Below are 23,984 nucleotides of genomic sequence, written 5' to 3'. Positions count from 1 at the left end.
AAATCCAAAATAGCCAAGTAAGCTTGTACGAATGGACACCAGGCAGAAAGCGGGGAATTCCCATGTCTGAAAAAAGTATATTGGCCTACTTCAAAACCCCGGAAGAAGCGGAAGGGGTCTCCCGCAAGCTCCAGGCATTACGAGCAGAGGAGATTTCGATTGACCGGTTCAGCAGGTTTGGGGGGAGCGGGCAGGAGCCGGGAGTGAACCCGGTTACCGGAAATTTGGCGAGCATGGATTCGATGACGGCTGTCAGTGACCATACGGGCATATTAGCTGCGGCACATACGAGCGGGAGCGGGATGAGTCACGGCGGGGACGGCGGGCCGACCGGAAGAAATATTCTGCTGACGGTTATAGTAGATGCGGCTGTCCACAGTCAGGCGATGTCGCTTATAGAGGAAGCCGGCGGAATGATTTGAGGCTCAGACTAATACATTGGAGGCTGATTACAGCGATGGACAGAGAGAACTCGAAAATCTTTTCCAAAACCGAAAAAATGAAAATGCTCTACGAGGCGAAGGCAGAGGACGTTGAATTCTCGGCAGCTGAAGCAGATCAGGATGATGTTGAAGCCATGGACCGTTCCCGGGAAGCTGACAAGCGGCAGCTGGAAGAGATCATGAAGAAAGAATAGCGGAGACCTGCTATCAGAATGCCGGATATGAGGGTATGGGTGAAGTCAAGAAGAGATGAACAGACGAATTGTTGCGATGAATACCCTGCGTAAGTGGGGTATTTTTGTGTTGTGGCGTGTATAATGGAGGGATATGCGAAGCCGGGAGGATACATAAGTGAATACAGTGATAATGTGGATAGGGCTGGCACTGCTGGTGGCGCTGTTAACCTTCCTGAACCAAAAGCAGGTCTATTCCTCCAAAGTGAAACAAGCTTACCGGGAGTTACGAATGCTCGCTGACAAGGTCCTCTCAGGGCAGTCGGAGTCGGCAGAGCTTGGAGGCTGGGAAGCTTCAATCGCTGTAATGGAGAAGCACCCCAATGAATTCAACAAGCTGGATAATGAGATCGGCCTGCGCCAGGCTTTCGTCCAATATCTGGAGCGGCACTATCCGCAGGATAAGAGACTTCCAGAGCTGCGGGAAGCGGCTGCATACCGGAAGGACAGTGTATGGGGGATCAAGATGGGGGACTACGACCCCAGAAAGTAGTTAGTACATAATGGTACCAACCTGTCCGGCGCTGAATGGGATCAGTTATAGCGTCTTATTATTTTGAATGAATGTAATCCCAAAAGCCGAAAGAGCCGTTAATAGAAGTAAAGTGAAATAAGTGAGTGTCGTCCGCATATCCATTAAAAATCGAGATGTATAGGGAGCAGTCAACATGGAACATTCATCAGACCAAGTAGTTACAGACCAACTGGTTGTCAAAGCTTTGGAAAAGAATCTCGCCATGATCCGGTTTGACCTGGACCGCCGTGTCGCCTATGTTAATGAGCTTTTTGCCCAATCCGTGAAGTATCAAGTGGAGGAGATGTACGGCATGCAGCACAGGCAGCTATGCTTCCCCGCATTCGTGAACAGCCCCGATTATGAGTTGTTCTGGGAGAATTTGATGGCTGGCCGGAGCTTCCAGGACAAAATTGAACGGATGGATGCAGAAGGGAATTCGGTCTGGCTCGAAGCTACCTATATGCCGGTGTTTGATGAGACAGATACCCATGTCATCGGCGTATCTAAGGTGGCGACCAATATTACGGACAGACAGAATAACATGAGTCATGTCGTGGAGCAGATGCAGGGAATGGCAGATAGCCTCAATCAGCGCGCCGACAAAGGAATTGAACGGAGTCAGGAGCTGCTGCTGAGTATTGACCGGATTGCAGAAGTATCTAGTGAGAACACCGAAACGCTGCTGAATCTGCAAAAGCAGGCGGCTGCGATCCGCGGTGTAGTACAGACCATCCGTGATATTGCGTCCCAGACCCATCTGCTTGCGCTGAATGCGGCGATTGAGGCTGCACATGCCGGAGAATTCGGCCGGGGCTTCGATGTGGTGGCCAAGGAAGTAAGAAAGCTGTCCGCGATGGTCCAGGATCAGATCACCGAAGTCCGAAACAGTGTGCAGGCCATTACGGAAGAGGTTGACAGAATATCCACCGGACTGAACCTGGTGCAGGATAATGTGCAGCTCAGTCAGCAGCAGATCCAAGTGGCGCTGAATGAATTCACGCTGATCGCTACCTCTGCGCAGGAACTGGACGATCAGGCGCGTGAAGTCATGAACATTATCTGAGACGTGCCTGCCCTGAAGCAAATCAGCTATTTCCGGACACTCTATCGTAAGCAGTATGCAGCCTGTGCTTTTCAGGTGGACATGCTGCTTTTTTAGTACACACAGAAGGATTATCGCAGATAATGAACCTTTTGCCGCCCGGAGTTGTTATAAGAAGCAGACGAACCAGAAAGGAGGGAATGCTCAATTGGATAACAAGGAATTATTCCAGACCTACAGCAAGGAGGTATACCGCACCTGCTACTATATGGTGCACGATGCTGCCGATGCTGAGGATCTGTGTCAGGAGGTGTTCATCACTCTCTTCCGCAGCGAGTGGCAGGGCATTGAATACTTAAAGGCCTGGATTATGAAAATCACCGTCAACACCTGCCTGAACCATCTGAAACGCAGGAGCAGCCTGCAGCAGAAGCTGACGGCTCATCTCCATATGTTCAGGGAGAATCCGCAGCCTCTGGTAGACAAGCTGGTGGAGCAGAAGGAGACGAAGCTGGAATGGGCGGGATACATGTCCCGGCTGCCGGCGAAGATCAGGGCGGTGCTGACTCTGCGGTATATGCATGATTTCAGTCTGGAGGAAATCCGCCGGATGCTGAATATTCCGCTCGGGACCGTGAAGTCCAGACAGCACAAGGGGCTGCGCATGATGAAGAGGATTCTGGAAGAAGCGGGCGTTCAGCCCATCACGAAGGAGGACGATGAATATGGACAGAACCGAAGCGCAGTTAAAGCGTCGCTTAAATGAAGATCAGGAGCTGAATTACCCTGATTTCGAGCAAATGTGGGGCCGGATGGAGCAGGCCGGATATGCTTCCTCCAAGGGGGGCAGCCGTGCGGGAGCGTATAGCCCGGTCCGCCATCGTAACTGGCGAAAAGTCACTGTCGCAGCCTCATTCAGCGTAGTACTGATGGCTGTTCCTGTATATGCCGCTGTGCAATACGACTGGGGTAATCTGCTCAACCATAGAAGCGGTGTACAGGCTGCACTGTCCAAGAATCTGGGTCAGCCGCTGGGCCAGACGATAACTAAGGATGGAGTAACCCTGACGCTGCATACAGCGCTCTCTGATGAGAACCGGACTGTAATTCTTTATAGTCTCGATGTTGGGGGAGATAAGGGTAACGGACTGTGGAATGTGAACGGAATGTCCCTTAAGGATGCCAATGGGAACGGCGATGACAATGAATACTACTACCAGCAGTGGGATGAGAAGAACAAACGGTACAATGGTTATTTTGAGACGAACTGGAGTCCGGGACAGGAGACGGTCAAGGTAAGTCTGACCGCAGCAGGGATTCAGTCCTATTCCCAGCAGGAGGTAGAGCTGAAGCTGGATACGGATTCGCCGGAGCGGCAGAGCTTCCCGGTGAACCGGGACGGGCTGGAGTCCTTTAGTGTTCAGCCCTTTAAGGAAGGGAATGAGCGGCTGATGCTCTCCACGGCTGCAATTTTTGAGAACGAGGAAGCTAAGAACTTGGCATTCCCGCAAATCGTAGCCTACAGAGCTGGAGAGCCTGTCAAGAACTCTCAGCCAGGTGCAATGGGCAAGCCGGGGGATAACGGGGAATATACCTCACTTCAGTATTACAATCCTGTTGACGTCCCTCAGGCAGAGACGGCATATAAACTCAGCTACACCAAGCTTGAACGTAACATTGATGGCCCATGGACATTCGATTTCGAGCTAAGCAAAAAGAAGATGGCAGGCGCCACGATGAAGACGGCTCTGGATCTGCCATTGGAAGCGGAAGACGCCGGTAACCGGATTGAGCAAATGGTTGTAACACCTACACAAATCCGTGTGTCCATCCGGACTAAAGCCAAATTCGCTGAGCTGCCATATGTGAATTATAGTCTTGAGGTAGGCGGGCAGAAGCTGGAAGGTGGATTGTGGTATTCGACATCGGAGGACAAGGATCTGAGAACGCTGCGTTTCGAACGGCCGGTAGATCTTGAGATCACAAAGACGACGCCCATGACGCTTGTAGGTAATTATAAGGTTACCCGGCATGAGGATGACAAGAAACCACTGAAATTAACCAATATTTCCAGCGAAAAGCAGACGCTAATCCGGCAAACCGGCGGTTACCCGGTGCAGTGGACCTATTATATGCAGGGTGCGGATCTCTATGTAGAGATGAAGAGCGATGATCCCCATTTTGGCGGCGTTAATCAGACTCATATCGGCACTGGTAAAGATCGAATCCTGGGTAAAATAGTTACAGTAGGCTTCCGTGGAGACGGAAACAATCACAGCATGGACGTATACAAGGATTTTAAAGGCACAGAAGCTTCAATATACATGTTCTTCTACTCTACCAATGAACCGGACAAAGAGACACGGGTACAACTGCAAGGACAATAGTATCATTATTTTAACGGGAAGAACCTTGTGTTCTTCTCTTTTTTTCGTATACAGTTAGTAGATACGGCTTATGTACAGCTGAAGGATCATATAACAAAGGAGAGAGGCACGATGGAACTAAAGCGCTGCGACTGGGTAAACTCGGACCCTGTATACATAGCTTATCATGATGAAGAGTGGGGCAAGCCGCTGGTTGATGACCTGAAGCTGTTCGAGCTGCTGATGCTGGAGGGCATGCAGGCCGGACTGAGCTGGTATACGGTGCTGAAGAAGCGGGAGAGCTTCCGTGAAGCTTTTGACGGATTTGATCCGCAGAAGATTGCGCTGTACGGGGAGAAAAAGATTGACGAGCTGATGCAAAATGAGGGGATTATCCGCAACCGTCTGAAAATCAAAGCGGTGATTACCAATGCGCAGGTTTACTTGCAGATCTGCCGGGAGGAGGGCAGTTTTGCCGGGTATATGTGGAGCTTCGTCGGCGGGACACCGGTAGTGAACCACTGGAAGAGCAGGGGAGAGGTGCCAGCCACTACGCCTCAGTCTGATCAGATGAGCAAGGTGCTGAAGCGCAAAGGGATGAAGTTCGTCGGCTCGACGATCTGCTATGCTTTTATGCAGGCTTCCGGGATGGTGGATGACCACGTGCTGGATTGTTTTTGCCGCAGCAGCGGGGCCGAGGGAGAGCATTGAACCGCAGTTTGGCGCTGAACGGGTAAGAAATGCTATACTATCCTAGATATGCTTCATATTTGTTGTTAACCTTTAGGAGGATCTATTCATATGTTATGGCACGAACTGACGGTACATACCACGGAAGAAGCACAGGAGATGATATCCAATCTGCTGGTTGAGGCCGGAGCGGGCGGAGTCTCTATCGAAGAATCCGGGACGCTGAACAAAACCCGGGATACACGTTACGGCGAATTATACGATGAACCGCTCAATGACATCCCCGAAGGGGAAGCGGTCATTAAAGGATATTATGCGGAAACGCTGGACATGGACGTTGTTGTGGCCGAGCTGACGCCGAGGGTGGAGGAACTGAGAGAATTCGGCATCGACCCCGGGCTGGCACAGATCTCCTGGAAGACGGTGGATGAGGAGGATTGGGCCCATGCGTGGAAGCAGTATTTCAAGCCGCTGCGCGTCTCGGAGCGGCTGACCATTAAGCCGACATGGGAAGAATATACCCCGGCCTCTGCGGATGAAAAGATTATTGAGATCGACCCCGGCATGGCCTTCGGAACCGGGACGCATCCGACAACGGCGCTGTGCCTTCGCGCTCTTGAGAAGCACATTGTCAGCGGTGACGAGGTCATCGATGTAGGTACTGGCTCCGGCATCCTTGCTGTCGGAGCGATGCTGCTCGGTGCCGCCTCTGTCCTGGCGCTGGATCTGGACCCGGTCGCCGTGGAGAGCGCCCGCGAGAATGTGGCGCTGAACCGGCTGGAGTCAGCGATCACCGTCAAGGAGAGCGACCTGCTCTCGCTGCTGGGCGGTGAGGGGGCGGTGGATACCGCAGCCGGAGAGATGTGGCCTTCAGCCCGTCCGGGCAACACGGCTGACCAAGAGGCCGTCCCTGTTGCTGCTCCGGCGGCAGACGGGCTGGGAGTGACTCTGCCGGTCCGGGTCGTAGTGGCTAATATTCTGGCCGAGATTATTGTGCTGTTCACGGACGATGTCTACCGTGCGCTTCAGCCTGAGGGGATCTATATCACCTCTGGTATTTACAAGGACAAGGAAGAGCTTGTGGCGCAAGCGCTGAAGTCTTCCGGTTTCAATATTATAGAAGTAACCCGCGAAGAAGATTGGGTGGCGTTCACAGCCGGAAAGAGGTAGAGATGGGTTCCCTGGATCAATTTTTAGTATATCCCTTGCAGCAGCTTCCGTTTTTTCTGATTACGATTGTTATTGCGTTTACAGTGCATGAATTCGCACACGCCTATTTTGCCAATAAATTCGGGGACCCCACAGCACGCCTGCTGGGCCGTATGACCTTGAATCCGGCGGTGCACTTTGACCTCTTCGGCATCATTTTGCTGCTGATTGCGGGCTTCGGCTGGGCGCGTCCGGTTCCCGTGAACCGGGATAACTTCCGCCGTCCCCGCCTGATGGGTGTCATCGTCTCGGCCGCCGGGCCAGTCAGCAATCTGCTGCTGGGTATTCTGGGTGCGCTGATCTATGCGATTCTGCTGGGAACAGGGACAATGGATTCGATCAAGAACGACCAGGTGCTTCAGGCACTGTACTGGTTCTTCGGGATGTTCATCCACTTCAACTTCTTCCTCTTCGTGTTCAATCTGATTCCGCTGCCGCCGCTGGACGGTTACCGGATCGTAGAGGATATCGCACCGCGTCCGATCCGGGGAAGACTTCAGCAGTATGAGCAGTATACGGTTTTCCTTTTTCTGCTGATTATCTTCATTCCGGGTCTGCGCGCCTATACGATAGAACCGCTTAGCTACTGGGCTAGCAGGACCGGCAATGATTTCGTCCGGCTGTTCCTGGGCATGTTCGGGGTCTGAGCAGATCAGTATGGACAGGGACTGTTCAGTGCATGGCAAACGTTGTAGAATATAATGTGATTATTAAGTAGATGAATGATATGTGTGAAGCGGCGGCCGGGACCTGAATTGGCGGGGACTACGCCGCTTTTACGCTGAATAACGGACAGAATGAGGTTGAGAGATGCAGCGTTATTTCGTAGCTCCGGCACAGTTCGGACAAGACAAGGTTAGCATTGATGGTGAAGACGCCCGCCATATCGCCAAGGTCATGCGCGGCAAAGCCGGGGACAAGCTGATTGTCAGCGACGGCGTGTCCCGCGAGGCGCTGGCCGAGATTGCTGACATAGAGATCGGCATCGTCACCGTGAGCATACTGGAGCCTCTGGACATGACCCATGAGGCGCGTATCCAGATTACCGTTGCCCAGAGCCTGCCCAAAGGGGACAAGCTGGAGACGGTCATTCAGAAATGCACCGAGATCGGGGCTGTGGCCTTCACGCCGTTCCTCTCGGAGCGTACCATCGTGCAGTACGATGAGCGCAAGGAGAGCAAGCGGGTAGAGCGCTGGCGCAAAATCTGCAAGGAGGCTGCGGAACAGGCGCACCGGAATATTGTTCCGCAAGTGCATTCGCCGCTCAGCTGGAAGCAGCTGCTGGGGAGCTTCAGCGGGTATGATGCTGTCTATTTCTGCTATGAGAAGGAAGAGGGCTTGCAGCTCCGCAGTGCAGCTGCTCCATGGCTGGCATCGCTTCCGCAGGGTGTTGCGGCCAAGGTGATGATTGTAGTAGGGCCGGAGGGCGGCTTCAGCGCGGAGGAATGCCGCCAGGCTGAAGAAGCCGGAGTGGTCTCTGTCGGGCTGGGGCCGCGTATTCTGCGCTGTGAAACCGCAGGTATGGTGGCCGCCGCCTGCATTTTATATGAATCCGGAGAAATGGGAGGAGCTTAAATCATGCCATCTGTAGCTTTTTATACATTGGGCTGCAAAGTCAATTTCTATGATACCGAAGCCATCTGGCAGTTGTTCAAGAATGAGGGGTATGAGCAGGTGGATTTCGAGGGTTCCGCCGATGTCTATCTGATTAACACTTGTACGGTGACCAATACGGGCGACAAAAAAAGCCGGCAGATGATCCGCCGGGCGGTCCGCCGCAATCCCGAGGCGATTGTAGCGGTAACCGGCTGCTATGCGCAGACCTCGCCCGGAGAGATTCTCGATATTCCCGGAGTCGATCTGGTGATCGGCAACCAGGACCGTGAACAGATTATGATGCATGTGAAGAATATTCAGGAGTCGCGCCAGCCGGTGAATGCGGTCCGCAACATTATGAAGACGCGTGAATTCGAGGAGATGGATGTGCCCGGGTTCGCTGACCGGACGCGGGCGTTCATGAAGATTCAGGATGGCTGCAACAACTTCTGCACCTTCTGCATCATCCCCTGGTCGCGCGGTCTGTCGCGCAGCCGTGACCCGAAATCAATTGTTGCGCAGGCGCATCAGCTGGTGGAGGCCGGATACAAGGAGTTCGTATTGACCGGCATTCATACCGGAGGATACGGGGACGATCTGGATAACTACCGTCTCGCGGATCTGCTCTGGGAGCTGGATCAGGTGGACGGGCTGGAACGTGTCCGCATCAGCTCGATTGAAGCGAGCCAGATTGATGAGAAGCTGCTGGAGGTGCTGAACCGCAGCACGAAGATGTGCCGCCATCTGCATATTCCGCTCCAGGCGGGACATAACGAGGTGCTGAAGGCGATGCGCCGGAAGTATACGACCGAAGAGTATTACGCTAAAATGCAGCTGATCCGCCAGGCTATGCCGGATGTGGGGATTACAACGGATGTGATCGTCGGCTTCCCGGGCGAGACGGATGAGATGTTCCGCGCCGGATATGATTTCATGAAGGCGGTCAACTTTTCCGAGATGCATGTCTTCCCGTATTCCAAACGGACCGGAACCCCGGCCGCACGGATGCTGAATCAGGTCGATGAAGAGATCAAGAATGCGCGTGTGCAGGAGCTGATCGATCTCTCCGAGGAGATGCAGCTGGCCTATGCCAAGCGCTTCGTCGGCAAGACGTTGTCCGTCATTCCGGAGCGGGCCGCCAAAGGCTCGGCGGGACGCAGTATACAGCATGGCTTCAGCGATAACTATCTCCAGGTTCTGTTCAGCGGCGACGATTCGCTGCAGGGTGAGCTCTGCCAGGTGAAGATAACCGAAGCAGGCGTGAATGAATGCCGGGGTGAGCTTGTTAGTGTGAGCCGGCCGGCCGCCGGACTGCGCGAAAGTGTCCGCTAGGACAGATGTATACAGGATGTCTTCTGTGCCTTCGGCGGCAGGAAGACATCCTTTTTTTCGTTATGCCGTAATTATCTATTTAAATTGGACTTAAAAAAACAGATTGGGAAAAGTGGCGGAGGGGGAATTTGGAACTGTAGGAGCGATAGCGTCCGCCTTTGTATTTGGATTTCTACCGCGAGAAGCGCTTCTAATCAAGAAATCCAAATACAATAGCGGCCGGAGGGCCAAATGTTCACCGCAACGACGACCATGCTTCAATTGCTAATCTTATGTGCTTTTTATATACAATTTATATAGTCACAAAGACCTGAATTTGCCCGGGATTCGTGAAATATGGACAATGGGGTAAAGACTTGGGCCGGATTTGTCGATATAGTGGAAGAGAGTGGGAAAAAAGTCCACCGATAATCAGACCGTCTAAGGAGAGAACAGATGACCGTGTACAGGAAAATGACAAAAACGCTTCTCATTATGATATTGCTCGTTGTGGCCGCTTTTCCGGTAAACGTCTTTGCCGCTGCTGGAGACACTATCTCTATTGAATTCGACAGCGCAGCCAAGGTAGAACTTACCGTGGGCCAGTCACCGAAGCAGCTTAAGGTATATGCCAATGTGGAGGGCTCCGCTTCCAAACGGGATGTGACGGCAGCCGCGACATGGACTTCTTCCAAGACCGAAGTCGTTACAGTACTCAATGGCCAGCTTAGACCGGTGGATGCCGGAACGGCAATAATTACTGCAACCTACAATAATGCGATAGCCTCTGTAGAGGTGTCGGTCACCCATTCCTACAAGGAACTGAAATTGACCCGCAGCACAGAGGGCAGCTATAAATTAGGCGACAAAGAGGAATTGCTGTCTGTTAAGGCAACCGCTATCGGCGGAACCTCAGCCACTACGGAGAAGGATGTAACGAAGGACGCGGAATGGAGCAGCTCGAATACAGGTGTGCTGACCATTGCTGCAGGCAAGATTACGCTGGTCGGTGAAGGGAAGGCTACCATTACCGCCAAGTACAAAGGCTTAACCGAAACGATCAAAGCGGTGGTAGAGCTTCCTTATGCTGCTATTGTACTGAAAGATAAGAATGACATTGTCGTCAAGGAAATGGAAATGCTGGTCGGGGATAGCCCGGTGAAGCTGAGCGCCAAGACCAAAGCCACTTCGGCAAGTGCGGAAATCACCTTGGGCAATGAGGTGGAATGGAGCAGCTCCAGCGAGAGCGTAGCTACTGTAAAAGATGGCGAGATTACCATCCTGGGTGTGGGTAAAACGGTCATCACCGCAAGCTACCTGGGAGTCACGCAGTCGGTGGATATTTATGTGCGTGCGCCTTATGAAGCACTTCTGCTGACGCCTTCCGGCGATCAGTCGCTGTTCCTGGGGGAGAGTCTGAATGTAACCGCGGCTATGCGTAATGCCGTCAATTCGACCTCGAACGAAACAGCATCCGCTGTCTGGACCTCCGATAATCTGATGAACGCTACAGTGACCGCCAATACGGCGGATGCAGGCAACGCTTATGCCACTGTTACAGGTAAAGCGGTAGGAACTTCAATCATTAAGGCCAGCTATCTGGGAATCAGCAAGAGCTTCAAGATCACCGTCTTTCCAACTCTGACTGAGCTGGGTCTGGAGAAGACGGAGCAGGAAATATACACGGCGGATGCGGTAAGCCTGCCGAAGGTGAACGGTACCAAGTATGACGGAACCAAGATGGACATCAGCGAGGAGATAGAGTGGACCTCTGCGAATGAAGAGATTGTGTCCATCAAGGACGGGAAGTTTGTCGGCGGCAAGGCAGGCACGGCTGTCCTGACCGGAAAGCTGAAGACAGGCGCAGTGACATCCGCTTCCGCTGCGGCGATCCGGTCCAAGACTGTTCAGTTGAATGTAACGGTTCAGAATAAAGTGCTGGTCCTGATCGGACCGGATGAACCGCTGACAGTAGTCATTGGCGAAGAGCTTCCGCTGCCTGCTGTCCAGGCTGTGCTGGAGAATGGCGATGAGCTGGATGTATCGGGGAGTATCAAGTGGGAGCTTAGCGGCAGCAATGCCGTTCTGAAGCAGACAAGCACAGCCAAGACCCTTAAGGGACTGGTCAAAGGTACAGCCACCCTGAAGGGTACCTATTCCAACAAGACAATCAGTGTTCCGGTAACGATTGAGCAGAAGGTCGTGAAGCTGGTGGTGGAGCCGGCGACGCTGGAGATGAATATCAAGGCCTCCAAGTCCATTAAGGCCACCGGATACTTTTCAAACGGCAAATCTGCCAACTTCTCGAGTGCAATGAACTGGGAATCCTCGAACCCTGCTGTGGCCTCCATTAAGGGGACTTCCGTCAAAGCACTGGCAGAGGGGACTACTACCCTGACCGGCTCCTACCAGGGAATCCAGGCGAGCGTTAAGATTACGGTTGTTCCCAAGCTAATGAAGCTTACGGTCAGTGAGAACCGGCTGAGCCTTGCACCGGGTGCGGGCAAAAACGTAGTGGTAACCGCGCTGTATGATACCGGCCGCACTGCGGTTGTCACCGGAAGCATGGTCTGGACCAGCTCCAAGCCTGCAGTCGCCAAGGTGAATGCCATCGGGATGATTACAGCAGTGAGCAAGGGGAGTGCATCTATTAAAGGAAAACTGGGAACTAAGACAGTCTCGGTATCTGTTAGTGTGAAATAGTGTAAACCTGCTGGCGGTTTGAGCGGCAACAAGAAGACCTGTACATTCGTCCATGTGGATGGTGTGCAGGTTTTTTTGTGATGAGTTATACTACAAGAGAAGCGAGAGAAGTACGGCGGGAATTCCTGCGTATGTTCATCAAGCTCAGGACACGATTAGATCAGGGACGGTTGGCACTGATTATGTCAGTGGCGGATTTGTATTTTAAGCCGGACCGGGCACAGGATGAGGAGATTCTAAGTGAATTAATTGTTCATTACCCGGAGGAGGGAGAAGCCATTATGGAATTAATGCCAGCCTGGAAGCGTTGGGGATATGAAGAGGGCAAAGCGGAAGGTATCGAGGAAGGCAAAGCTGAAGGAAAAGAAGAAGGTCAGGCGGAGCTAATCCGTAAATTGCTGCTGGGTGGTTTTTCTCCCGAAGCGGTCTCTAAGGCTGTTGAATTACCGCTGGATAAGATTAAGAAGCTGATGTAAATATCGACCTGGGGCGATGGTGCCCTGGGTCTTTTTTCTATAGGTTTGCATGAATCTCGCCTTTGTTGATTATACTTCCCTTGCAGATTGGATTAGTACTGTCCGGCGGATTTGAAGTATAATGAGGACTGCGATTATGATTCTTGGAAGGCTCAGGGCTGCAGCCGCTGCTCCAGCCGGGACCAGACGGGCAGATAGCATAAAGGGAGTACTCCCAGCGAGCAGATGACGTTGAAAATAGTCTGGGCATGAGCGAGCTGGGCGGCAGGTCCGCCGCCGATCCAGGCGGACAGGGATTGCAGCGGCTGGATGAAGGGCAGGAAGAGCAGGGCGCCGCCGATATTCAGCGCCACATGCGACCAGGCGACGAATACGCCGGATGGCGTACTGCCGATGGCGGCAATGACGGCAGTGACGCAGGTGCCGATGTTCGCGCCGAGTACGATGGCAATGCCAAGCGCAGGCGGCATCACGCCGCTGGCGGCGAGGCCCATCGCCATGCCGATGACTGCGGCGCTGCTGTGCACCATCGCCGTCAGCACAGCTCCGGCGGCCAGCCCCCAGAGAGCGCTGGTTGCGGCATGGCCGAGGAACCAGCGGAAGAGGGCGCTGCCTTCCAGGGCGGGGCCGATGGATTGCATGACCGCGATGCCCCACAGGATGAGCGCGAAGCCGGTGACCGCGAGGCAGATGAACTGCAGCGGTCCCGAGATCCGGCGGCAGGCCTCAAGCAGCCGCCAGGATTGCGGGGCCAGCTCGCCGGCCATCACGGCTGCGGCCCATAGGCAGAGCGCCGCGATCAGCAGCGGCGCGGCCAGTGTGCTGATCTGCAAGCTGATCAGCTCCGTTGTCAGGCAGGTGCCGATGTTGCTGCCGAGAATAATGCCAAGCGTGCGGGCATAGGTCAGCAGCCCGGCATTGACCATGCCGATAGTCAGCACCGTTACAGCGGTGCTGCTCTGCAGCAGCGCCGACAGCAGGGCGCTCACTATCAGGCCTTTGGCCGGGGTGGAGGTAGCCTTGTGCAGGCTGCGCTTCAGCAGCGGACCGGCCAGCCGTGACAGCGAGGCTTCCATCACCTTCATACCGGCGAGGAATATGACAAGACCGTAGAGGACAGGGAATAACAGTTCACGGATCATAAGGACAGGCTCCTTTTTGAACGGGGGTTGTACCAATATATGAACGCCAGGCATAGGACATGTATATTAATCTGGCAACAAGAACAGGGAGTTGAAGGTATTGGCATCAGTAATTCTGGAACGAAACCGTAAAAAAAGACTGGAGCAGGGCCATCCATGGGTCTACGCCAGCGAAGTGGCATCCGTAGACGGAGAGCCGCAGGCAGGGGGACTGGTGGATGTTCTGACTCATCAGGGGCGGTATCTGGCTACCGGGTATTACAATCCGGCTTCGCAGATCCGGGTAAGAATTGTGTCGCAGCATAAGCTGGCGGCGATGGACACGGCGTTTTTTGCACAGCGGTTCGCGGACTGTCTGCGGCACAGAGAACGCTTCCTGCCGGGGGCGGATGCTTACCGTCTGGTGTACGGGGAAGCGGATTTTCTGCCGGGGCTGATCATTGACCGCTTCGGTGAAGTGCTTGTGGTGCAGCTGCTGACACTGGCTATGGATCAGCACCGCTCCGAGATTGTGGAGGCGCTGGTACAGGTGGTGGCGCCGCGCGGAATCTATGAGCGCAGCGATGTCAGTGTGCGGGAGCTGGAGGGGCTGGAACAGACCACGGGTGTGCTCTACGGCGAATGCCCGCGTCACATTACCGTAAGTGAGAACGGGCTGAAGGTCATCGTTGATATTGAAGAGGGGCAGAAGACCGGCTACTTCTTCGATCAGCGGGAGAACAGGGCATCGATTGCCCCGCTGATGAAGGGCTGGGGCGGGCGCAGCGGAATTACACTGCAGAGCGTAGCAGCCGGGGATGGTTCCATCCAGACACTGCCAGTCAATAAAAGCGGCAAGCCTGTTACATTCCCTTACTGGGATGGGGCAACTGTGCTGGAATGCTTCGCACATACGGGAAGCTTCACGCTGCATGCCTGCAAGTACGGCGCCAAGAAGGTAACCTGCCTGGATGTATCCGCGCATGCTATCGAGAGTGCAAAGGCCAATGTGGAGATCAACGGGTTCAGCGACCGGGTGGAATTCGTGGTGGATGATGCATTTGCCTTCCTGCGCAATCAGGTCAAGGGGCAGGAGGAGCGGTCTGAGCGGGCGACGGGCGGCGCAGTAGCGGAAGGGAACACCGCAGGCAAACCGGCTGCCAAGGCGGACACTGCGAAGCCGATGACAGCCGGGGGCGGACGCACGTGGGATGTCGTGATTCTGGACCCGCCTGCTTTTGCCAAGACCAAAAGCGCAGTCGCAGGGGCCGTGCGCGGCTACAAGGACATCAATTTGCAGGGCATGAAGCTGGTGAATGACGGCGGATATCTGGTCACGGCCAGCTGTTCGTACCACATGCAGCCGCAGCTGTTCCTTGATACGATCATGGAAGCGGCCAAGGATGCAGGCAAGGTGCTGAGGCTGATCGAATGGCGGGCCGCAGGCAAGGACCATCCGCAGATTCTCGGCGTGGACGAAGGGCATTATCTGAAGTTCGCCATTTTTGAGGTACGGAGTAAATAGAAGCAATAGACCCGGCGCGGCGGCTTAGCTGGTTAGTGCAGAAAGAGTCTCTTTGATAGAGGCTCTTTTTTATTGTCAAAATACAATTGTTCTGGGATTTAATTGGTGGCGTTTTGGCGTAGAGCAATCTGTATGAGCTATGATGCAATGTTGCCTGCAGATAGGACTGCATTATAAGTATGTAAGGCGGCAGAGGGAGAGGGCGGTAAACGTTCTGTGAGAAGGGAAAACATTCGTTACGCGCTAATACAAATAGATGTATTTCGCACAGTTAAAAGGCAGCCCAAAACACGAATTGTTGCGATAGCTGTATTCGGTACAATTAAAAACGGCTTGATGTGTCTGTGGAGGTGAAAACCGGATTTTTAGTTGCAGAGAATACAGTTAAACCTGTTAACGCGCCGTTTTGGCCGCTTTTAGTTGTGCCAAATACACCTAAAGTACATACGCTACCTGTGCAACCACACCCGCCAGAGTCCCGCGCCCGCCGCGCCGCCCGAACTGTGCCACTCGTATGAGTCCCGTGCCAACCGAATCTCGCCACCCGCCCGAGTCCCGCATCCGTCCCTCCGCAGCTCAGTAACATCCTCCCCCTTCAATAGTTGATTTCCCTGTCCCGGCCGCCCAGGCGTTCCCCCTAAATCAAGGTACAGATTCTAGGGGAAGTCTTTTTTCTATTGGGAATTTTTGAAAAGCAGGTTGCGACTGATGTCTAACCTATTACCTGTTTGTGCGGTCCGGAAGAGTCTTCTTATTTGTACATTTGCAAACAATGGCAAACGTACGTTCTGGAGCGCGCGGTGGAGGTATGCTATACTGTTGAGACGAGAGTTTTCATAGATTCTGGTGTCGCATAGAGTGTCAGAATTCAACGGAAGGGGTCTGCTGAAATGACGGTTAACTTCATCATCGGCCGCTCGGGCAGCGGCAAGACGACTACAATATGGGAGCGGGTATCCTCAAGGCTGAAGGCAGAGCCGCTGGGGGCACCCATTATTATACTTGTTCCCGAGCAGGGATCGTTCGGAGCAGAACGGGGACTGTTAGCGGCGGGCGGCGTGAAGGGGAGTCTGCGCGCCCAGACGCTCAGCTTCTCCCGTCTAGCCTACCGGGTGAAGCAGGAGACCGGCGGCAGCGCGAGTCTCCCAATCAGTGAAGAAGGCAAGAAGATGCTGATCTACAAAATTATCAGCAGGCGCAAGGAGGAGCTGAAGCTGTTCGGGGCCTCCTCGGACAGGCCGGGATTCGTGGAACGGCTCAGCAGTTTGCATACGGAGCTTAAGCGCTGCTGTCTTGGCGCCGGAGACCTGGAGGAGCAGATCGGCAGAATGAGGGATGCCACGCTGGGCAGCCCTATTCTGGCCGGGAAGCTGGATGATCTGCATCTCGTCTTCAGCGAGCTGGACCAGGAGATGTCACAGCTCTATATCGATGAAGAGGACAGGCTGGCCGAACTGGCCGAACATATCGCGGACTCTGACTATATCCGCGGCGCCGAGATATGGGTGGACGGCTTCCACGGATTCAGCAATCAGGAATTCATTGTACTGCGTGAGCTGATGCAGTACGCGGACAAAATGACCATTGCGCTCACCCTTGACCGGATCTATCCGCCGGACGTTACACCGCATGAGCTGGAGCTGTTCCATCCGTCAGCGGTTACTTATATTAAGCTGCGGGGAATCGCAGAGGAGATGGGACTAACCGTATGGGATGAGCTGCTGGCTCCGCCCGTCCTTCCAAGGTTCAAGGACAGTCCCGTGCTCGCGCATCTGGAGCGCGGATTACAGCGCCGCCGGCATCTCTGGGGAGGACCGGCTGAACAGGTGAAGGAAACGATCAGCATCCGGGCTGCGGCATCGCGCCGCACCGAGGTGGAGGGCGTGCTGCGTGAGATGCTGGCCCTGGCCAGAGAATCTGGAGCCAAATATGGGGAAATGGCGGTCTTCATGCGCAATATGGCAGATTATGAGCCGCTGATCGCCCCGTTATTTAAGGACTTCGGCATTCCGTTCTTCCTGGACCAGAAGCTCAGCGAGCTGCATCATCCGCTGGTGGAATTTATCCGCTCCGCCATGGATGTCGTCCGCCGCCGCTGGCGTTATGAAGATGTGTTCCGGTGCGTGAAGACCGAGTTGCTGCTGCCGCTGGACGGAAGCATTACCCGCGCCCATATGGATGAGCTGGAGAACTATGTGCTGGCCTGCGGCATTCACGGCTCACGCTGGACGAACGGGCGCTCCTGGAAGGGTATTCCGCGCCTCTCGCTGGAGGGCAGTGAAGCTGTAGATGAAGCGATGCTGGCAAGGATGGAGGCCTGCCGGAAGGCGGTTACGGAACCGCTGCAGGCGTTTGAGCAGAGAATCAAAGCCAGCCGCAGCGGCCTTGAGCTGTGCAAGGCGGTATACCTGCTGCTGGAGGATACGCAGGCGGCGCGCAGGCTCGAAGGGATGGGGGCGGAGTCTCTGAAGCAAGGCCGCCCGGAAGCCGCCCGGGAGCACAGCCAGCTATGGGGGGCTGTGCTGGGTCTGCTGGACCAGATTGCCGAGATGATGGGCAAGGAACGGATAGAATTCAGCCTGTTCGCCGGGGTGCTGGAGACCGGGCTGGCTGAGCTTAAGATGGGGCTCGTCCCGCCAGCCCTGGACCAGGTGCTGGTAGGTACGATGGACCGTACCCGGGTGTCGGGGGTGAAGTATGCCTTCCTGCTCGGTTTCAACGAAGGAGTGGTTCCGGCGCAGTTCAAGGAAGACGGCATTCTGTCCGAAGGGGAACGGCTGCTGCTGGAGAAGTCCGGGATGGAGCTTGCACCGGGCTCATCCCGGAAGCTGCTGGATGAACGCTTCCTGATCTACAATGCGCTTACCACGGCCAGCAGGAAGCTGTGGATCAGCTACGCTGTGGCTGACGATGAGGGCAAGGCGCTGCTGCCTTCAGAGGTCATCCGCCAGCTGCAGGGAATGTTCCCGCAGCAGATGGATGAACGATTCCTCTCCGGCTTCCCGCAGAGCGGCAATGATGACGACGCTGTCCATATGGACTTCATCGGCCATCCTGAGCAGTCGCTCCGCATGCTGCTGCTCCAGCTCCGCCAGTGGCGTCAAGGGGCAGAGATACCCGGCATGTGGTGGGAGGTCTATAACTGGTTCGCGGCGGAGCAGGGTGCAGACAAGCCTGCGGGTGAACCGGCAGCGGAATACCGGCATGCGGATCTGTCCATGAAGCTTAAGCTGGAGCAGCTGCTCGGCTCGCTGTTCTACCGCAACGAAGGCATCCGGCTAAAGAAGGAGACGAGCCTGCGGCTGTACGGCGGCTCCACGCTGCGCGGCAGCGTGTCACGGATGGAGCGGTTCGTGGCCTGCTCCTTCTCCCATTTCGCCTCCTACGGGCTGAGGCTGAAGGAACGTCAGCTCTACAAGCTCCAGGCACCGGATATCGGGCAGCTTTTCCATGCGGCCCTCAGTGAAATGGCGAAGCGGCTGCAGGAGCAAGGCCGCAGCTGGGGCAGCATGAGCGCGGAGGAATGCCGCTCGGAGGCGGGCAAGACCGTAGACAAGCTGTCTCCGCTGCTGCAGGGAGAGATTCTGATGAGCAGCAAGCGCTACGGCTATATCTCGCGCAAGCTGAAGAATATTGTCGGCCGCGCTTCCGTTATCCTCGGGGAGCACTCGCGCCGCGGGAGCTTCGAGCCGGTCGGGCTGGAGCTGGATTTTGGCCCGGGCAAGGAACTGCCTCCGCTTAGAATCACACTGCCTAATGGCTGTGTCATGGAGGTTGTCGGCCGGATTGACCGAGTGGATAAGGCTGAAGGGGAGCAGGGGATTCTGCTGCGGGTAATCGACTACAAATCAAGCCAGAAGGATCTCAAGCTGCATGAGGTCTATTATGGACTGTCGCTGCAGATGCTGACCTATCTTGATGTGCTGCTGACCTATTCCGAGCAATGGCTCGGCCAGGAAGCACTGCCTGCCGGGGCGCTCTATTTCCACGTTCATGATCCGCTCCTGACCTCAGCCAATGGAATGAACCGGGAGCAGGCGGAGCAGGAGCTGATGAAGCGCTTCAAGATGAAGGGCCTGCTGACCGCTGACCGCGAGGTTGTATCGCTGATGGATACCACCCTCGACAAAGGGTATTCCTCGATTGTTCCGGTAGCGCTGAAGAGTGACGGCAGCTTCTACAGCAGCGCATCCGTAGCTACCCCTGAGCAGTGGGGCCAACTGCGTTCCTCGGTGCGCAGCACGATCTCAGAGATCGGGACAAGTATTACGGAGGGGGATGTAGCGATCCAGCCTTACCGCATCCAGCAGGAGACCGCCTGCACCTTCTGCTCTTTCCGTCCCGTCTGCCAGTTCGATGAGGCGGTGGAGGGCAATGGCTATAACAATCTAAGCAAGCCGGGCAAAGAAGTGATCTGGGATCTGCTGTCCCGCAAAGGAGGAGAGAAGCTGTGAGCATAAGACCCGTACCCGAAGCGAAGCCGGAAGGCAGTCTGTGGAGTGACGACCAGTGGCGCGCCATTGCCGAGAGCGGCAGCGATATTCTCGTGGCGGCGGCAGCCGGTTCCGGTAAAACGGCGGTTCTTGTCGAGCGGATTATCCGCAAGATCAGCCAGGAGGAAGCGGGCTTCAGCGTGGACCGGCTGCTGGTGGCAACGTTCACCAAAGCTGCCGCCTCTGAGATGCGCCAGCGCATTCGGGAAGCGCTGGAACGTAAGCTGGAGGAGGACAGTGATGGGGGGAATGAATATCTGCGCCGCCAGCTGGCCCTGCTGGGCAGAGCCTCCATTACCACGCTGCATTCCTTCTGTCTTGAAGTGATCCGCCGCTATTACCAGGTGATTCCGATCGATCCCGGCTTCCGTATTCTGAATGAGCATGAGGCGGAGATGATGCGCCAGGAGCTGCTGGAAGAGCTGCTGGAGGAGAAATACGGCGAGGTTGCCGAAGACGGGGAAGATACCCTGTTCGTGCAGCTCGCAGACTGGTTCAGCGGTGAGCGTACGGATGACGCTGTGCATTCGCTGATTCAGCGGCTGCATGATTTCGCGCGCAGCCATCCTTGGCCCGCGCAGTGGCTGCGGGATACCGCAGCCGACTTTGCGCTGCCGGATGCTGAAGCTCTGAGCCATACGCCTTGGGTGCAGAGCATTCTCGCCGAAGCCAGACTGACGCTGAAGGGGGCAATCAGCCAGCTGGAGCAGGGGCGTGACATCGCGCTTCAGCCCGGCGGTCCGGCGCCTTACGCGGAGAATCTTGCTGCCGATCTGGAGATGGCGCAGGGCCTTCTTGACGCGCTGGACTCACAGCCCTGGGCCGGATTGTATGATATCTTCATGGAGATATCCTTCGGGAAGCTGAAGCCCTGCAAGAAGGATGCCACCGATCCGCTGCTTCAAGAGAGCGTGAAGGCGATTCGGGATCAAGTGAAGAAGAGCCTGCTCGAGCTGCAAAAATCCCTGTTCGGACGTCCGGCGGAATCCTTCCTGGATGAGCTTCATACGGCGGCTCCGCTGATGCAGGAGCTGGCGGAGACGGTAATTGCGTTCGGCGAGCGCTACCGGCTGGAGAAAGCTGGCCGCGGGCTGGTGGACTTCAGTGATCTGGAGCATTACTGCCTGCAGATTCTGCGCCATCCGGACTCGCAGCCGGGGCATTCGCTCCCGTCGGATGCGGCGATGGAATACCGCAGCCAGTTCGACGAAGTGCTGCTGGATGAATATCAGGATACCAACAGTGTGCAGGAAGAGATTGTCCGGCTGATCTCCCGGGAATCCCCCGGCAACCGCTTCATGGTCGGGGATATGAAGCAGAGTATTTACCGGTTCCGCCTGGCGGAACCGGGATTGTTCCTGGACAAATACCGCAGGTTCAGTAACGGGCTGTCCTACGGAGACAAGACAGATGGCCGGGCGGGAGCTGATCCGGGACAGAAGGAACGGGAAGATGGCCTGGTCATCGATCTGGCCCGCAATTTCCGCAGCAGGCTGGAAGTGGTGAATGCGGTGAATATGGTCTTCCGGCAGATCATGGACAGCAATGTCGCGGAGATCAGTTATGATGACCGGGCAGAGCTGGTGTACGGAGCGAACTTCCCGGGAGCTGCGGAGAAAGGCCCGGATACTTATTTTGCGCCGGAGCTGCTCCTGATCGACAAAGGAGCCTCTGCACCGGGTCCGGCGGACGAAGCGGGAGAGGGAGATGAGTTGCCTCTTCTGGAGCTGGAGGCTGCCGAGAGTGAAACTGCGCAGCTGGAAGCACGGGCCATTGCCCGGCGTATCTCGCAGATGACGGGAATGGCCGGCGGTGAGCCGCTGCTGATCTATGATAAGGGACTGCGGATCATGCGTCCGGTGGTTTACGGCGACATTGTCATTCTGCTGCGCTCAGCCCGGGTATGGACGCCGCTGATGATTGAGGAGCTGCGGGGTGAAGGGATTCCGGCCTACGGAGACCAGAATAAGGGATATTTTCAGGCTACAGAGGTGGAGATTGCCCTCTCCCTGCTGCAGATTGTCGATAATCCCCGCCAGGACATCCCGCTGGCCGGGGTGCTGCGCTCACCGGTGGTGAAGCTCCGGGAGGAGGAGCTGGCGAAGGTGCGGCTGTGCAGCAGAGGGACCTTCTACGATGCGCTGGTTGCGGCCTCTGAAGCAGGAGAAGCGCTGCAGGGCCAACCGCCGGATCTGTTCGGGGAGGCAGCCCTGCTGACGGATGAGAATGCAGGTAACGGTGACACCGCCGGAGAGACGGCCGCCGCATCAGAGTTTACTCCTTCGTCAGGACAAGGGAAGGTAGAGGAAGGTATGGCTGACGGGACCGAAGCCTTGGCGGCGCTGAAGGATATTCCTCCTGCGCTGCAGCGTAAGCTGAAGTCCTTCCGGGATAGGCTGGATAACTGGAGAGATGCCGCCCGGCAAGGAAGCTTAAGCGAGCTGATCTGGAGGATCTACCGCGAGAGCGGGTATCTGGAATGGGTTGGCGGGCTTCCCGGAGGCTTCCAGCGCCAGAACAACCTGAAGGCTCTGTATGACCGGGCTGTTCAATTCGAGAATGAGACCTCGGCTAGAGGGTTATTCCGCTTCCTGGTGTTCATTTCACGGCTGAGAGAGAACGGCGGCGATCTGGGCGTTGCCGGAGGAGGCAGCGAGGAGGCCGGGGGCGTACGAATTATGACCATCCACAAGTCCAAGGGCCTGGAGTTCCCCGTTGTCTTCCTGGCGGGCATGGCCAAAATGTTCAACCGCCAGGATCTGCATTCTCCGTTCCTGATGCACAAGGAGCTTGGCTTCGGGCCGCGCTTCGTGGAGCGGGAGACCCGGGTGAGCTACCCGACGCTGCCCTATCTGGCGATTAACCGCCGTTCGCGGCTGGAGCTGCTTGCTGAGGAGATGCGCGTGCTCTATGTTGGACTGACCCGTCCGCGCGACAAAATGATTCTGGTCGGCACACTCAGGGATCTGCCGCGCACGGTTTCCGGCTGGGCAGCGATGCAGGGCCGCGAGGAGCTGCTGCTGGCGGATCACCTGCTGGCCCGTGGCCGCAGCTATCTGGACTGGGTGGGACCGGCGCTGATCCGCCATCCCGCCGCTGCTATTCTGCGCAAGCTTGCAGGCAGTGAGGGGCCGGTGTCCACGGTGCTGCATGGGGACGAGTCGAACTGGAGCATTACGGTGGCCAGCGCAGCGGAGCTAAGCCCGGGAGCTTTTCTGGCCGGGGACGGCGATCAGGACAAGAATGAACAACGCCAGGAGATTCTGGAGGCGCTCCGCAGAGGCAAGCCGGTGTCTTCGCCGGAGAGCCCGGCAGCTGCGCAGATTGCCGAGAGACTGGGCTGGACTTACCAGTATGCGGCTGCCTCAAGCATCCCGGCCAAAACCTCGGTCACCGAGCTCAAGGGATTATTGTCGATGCAGGAGCAGCCGTCTTACGACCAGCTGGAGGAGCGGAAGCTCCCCGGCGCACCGGACGAACGGAGCGCACGCGGGTACAGGGACAGCCTGCATCTCCAGCGCCCCAAATTCATGGAACAGCGGGGGCTTACTCCTGCCGAGCGGGGAACGGCGTACCATACGGTAATGCAGCATATTCCGCTGGATGAGCCGGTAGACCGGTCTGTACTGGAGGCTACGCTTGCGCGTCTTGTAAGGCTTGCTATTCTTAGCAGGGAACAGGCGGATGCGGTGGTACTGGAGGAGGTTGAGCATTTCTGCAGGAGTGAGCTGGGCCACAGACTCTTCCATTCTGCATGGAAGACCAGAGAGCAGCCCTTCAGCTACACAATGCCAGCCGGTGAAGCCTACCGGGGACTTGACTATCTGGATGAAGCGGCGGCCGGACTTGCGGATGAGCACGGCGGAGGTGATTTTGCGGAGACGGTCCTGATTCAAGGGGTGATCGACTGCCTGTTCCGTGAGGAGGGGCGGCTGATTCTGCTAGATTACAAAACAGATCATATCCCTCCGCACGGGGACGGGCTTGCACAGCTGGCGGACAAATACCGTTTCCAGCTGGAGCTGTACAGCAAGGCGCTGCTTGATATTCTGGGCGAACCGGTCAGTGAGGTGTGGCTGTACTTCTTCGACGGCGGGCATGCTGTGAGGTTGTAAATTGCGGGAAATGGTGCAGCAACTGCGGCGGATATAGGAGTGCCAGGCGGCATTTCAGGCTAATTCCTATATGCTTTTACATGCTGCGGTTTGGCTGACCGTTGGCGGTTGTTTGCGGTCGGACTATTAGATGCGAGATTCTGA

General features: G+C 55.8%; 17 protein-coding genes. 16 read left to right on the top strand and 1 reads right to left on the bottom strand.

Going from position 1 to position 23,984, the window contains the following annotated elements:
* The first annotated feature begins 62 nt into the window (after window positions 1-62).
* The 13 genes from MHH28_RS14530 (at window position 63) to MHH28_RS14470 (ending at window position 12,586) form a co-directional block, all read left to right on the top strand.
* Entirely contained in the window at window positions 63-422 is a 360-nt protein-coding gene (locus tag MHH28_RS14530) for a hypothetical protein (RefSeq protein ID WP_405116033.1), read from the top strand.
* Window positions 423-499: 77 nt separating this feature from the next.
* Window positions 500-637 carry a YfhD family protein gene (locus tag MHH28_RS14525; protein WP_405116031.1) on the top strand — a complete coding sequence of 46 codons (138 nt, stop codon included), beginning with the start codon at window positions 500-502 and terminating at the stop codon, window positions 635-637.
* Between the two features lie 157 nt (window positions 638-794).
* The gene (locus MHH28_RS14520) at window positions 795-1,169 is read left to right on the top strand and encodes a hypothetical protein (protein ID WP_405116029.1); all 375 of its coding nucleotides are present in this window, start codon (window positions 795-797) and stop codon (window positions 1,167-1,169) included.
* A gap of 175 nt (window positions 1,170-1,344) precedes the next feature.
* Complete coding sequence (locus MHH28_RS14515) at window positions 1,345-2,256, top strand: methyl-accepting chemotaxis protein (RefSeq protein WP_405116027.1); 912 nt, start codon at window positions 1,345-1,347, stop codon at window positions 2,254-2,256.
* A 247-nt stretch (window positions 2,257-2,503) separates the two neighbouring features.
* Window positions 2,504-3,001 (top strand): RNA polymerase sigma factor, encoded by a 498-nt coding sequence (locus MHH28_RS14510; RefSeq protein ID WP_405117098.1) that lies wholly within the window; start codon window positions 2,504-2,506, stop codon window positions 2,999-3,001.
* A complete protein-coding gene (locus MHH28_RS14505; protein WP_405116025.1) occupies window positions 2,961-4,622 on the top strand; it encodes a DUF4179 domain-containing protein in 1,662 nt (553 codons plus the stop codon). The genes MHH28_RS14510 and MHH28_RS14505 overlap by 41 nt, the downstream gene beginning before the upstream one ends.
* 111 nt (window positions 4,623-4,733) lie before the next feature.
* Entirely contained in the window at window positions 4,734-5,312 is a 579-nt protein-coding gene (locus MHH28_RS14500) for a DNA-3-methyladenine glycosylase I (protein ID WP_405116023.1), read from the top strand.
* A gap of 90 nt (window positions 5,313-5,402) precedes the next feature.
* The gene (prmA, locus tag MHH28_RS14495) at window positions 5,403-6,461 is read left to right on the top strand and encodes a 50S ribosomal protein L11 methyltransferase (RefSeq protein ID WP_405116021.1); all 1,059 of its coding nucleotides are present in this window, start codon (window positions 5,403-5,405) and stop codon (window positions 6,459-6,461) included.
* Window positions 6,462-6,463: 2 nt separating this feature from the next.
* Window positions 6,464-7,147, top strand: coding sequence for a site-2 protease family protein (locus MHH28_RS14490; RefSeq protein WP_036700539.1), 684 nt, complete (start codon window positions 6,464-6,466; stop codon window positions 7,145-7,147).
* Window positions 7,148-7,310: 163 nt separating this feature from the next.
* The gene (locus MHH28_RS14485) at window positions 7,311-8,075 is read left to right on the top strand and encodes an RsmE family RNA methyltransferase (protein ID WP_405116019.1); all 765 of its coding nucleotides are present in this window, start codon (window positions 7,311-7,313) and stop codon (window positions 8,073-8,075) included.
* 3 nt (window positions 8,076-8,078) lie between these two features.
* Window positions 8,079-9,428 carry a tRNA (N(6)-L-threonylcarbamoyladenosine(37)-C(2))-methylthiotransferase MtaB gene (gene mtaB / locus MHH28_RS14480; RefSeq protein ID WP_405116017.1) on the top strand — a complete coding sequence of 450 codons (1,350 nt, stop codon included), beginning with the start codon at window positions 8,079-8,081 and terminating at the stop codon, window positions 9,426-9,428.
* A gap of 474 nt (window positions 9,429-9,902) precedes the next feature.
* Window positions 9,903-12,110, top strand: a complete 2,208-nt coding sequence (locus tag MHH28_RS14475) for an Ig-like domain-containing protein (protein WP_405116015.1) — start codon at window positions 9,903-9,905, stop codon at window positions 12,108-12,110.
* Window positions 12,111-12,190: 80 nt separating this feature from the next.
* Window positions 12,191-12,586, top strand: a complete 396-nt coding sequence (locus MHH28_RS14470; RefSeq protein WP_405116013.1) for a hypothetical protein — start codon at window positions 12,191-12,193, stop codon at window positions 12,584-12,586.
* Between the two features lie 152 nt (window positions 12,587-12,738).
* Here MHH28_RS14470 and MHH28_RS14465 read toward each other — a convergent pair whose 3' ends face one another.
* Window positions 12,739-13,728 (bottom strand): Na/Pi cotransporter family protein, encoded by a 990-nt coding sequence (locus MHH28_RS14465; protein WP_405116011.1) that lies wholly within the window; start codon window positions 13,726-13,728, stop codon window positions 12,739-12,741.
* Between the two features lie 100 nt (window positions 13,729-13,828).
* Between MHH28_RS14465 and MHH28_RS14460 the strand changes: the two genes are divergently transcribed.
* From MHH28_RS14460 to MHH28_RS14450, 3 genes are all read left to right on the top strand, one after another.
* Window positions 13,829-15,232, top strand: a complete 1,404-nt coding sequence (locus MHH28_RS14460) for a class I SAM-dependent rRNA methyltransferase (protein WP_405116009.1) — start codon at window positions 13,829-13,831, stop codon at window positions 15,230-15,232.
* Between the two features lie 890 nt (window positions 15,233-16,122).
* On the top strand, window positions 16,123-19,686 hold the full coding sequence (addB, locus tag MHH28_RS14455; RefSeq protein ID WP_405116007.1) for a helicase-exonuclease AddAB subunit AddB: 3,564 nt from the start codon (window positions 16,123-16,125) through the stop codon (window positions 19,684-19,686).
* Complete coding sequence (locus MHH28_RS14450) at window positions 19,683-23,840, top strand: UvrD-helicase domain-containing protein (protein WP_405116005.1); 4,158 nt, start codon at window positions 19,683-19,685, stop codon at window positions 23,838-23,840. The genes addB and MHH28_RS14450 overlap by 4 nt, the downstream gene beginning before the upstream one ends.
* The last annotated feature ends 144 nt before the right edge of the window (window positions 23,841-23,984 follow it).

This window comes from Paenibacillus sp. FSL K6-1217 (assembly GCF_045040735.1).
Taxonomy (GTDB): Bacteria; Bacillota; Bacilli; order Paenibacillales; family Paenibacillaceae; genus Paenibacillus_AQ.
Note: the sequence above shows the minus strand (reverse complement) of the source record. Positions and strands in the feature narration are given on the sequence as shown.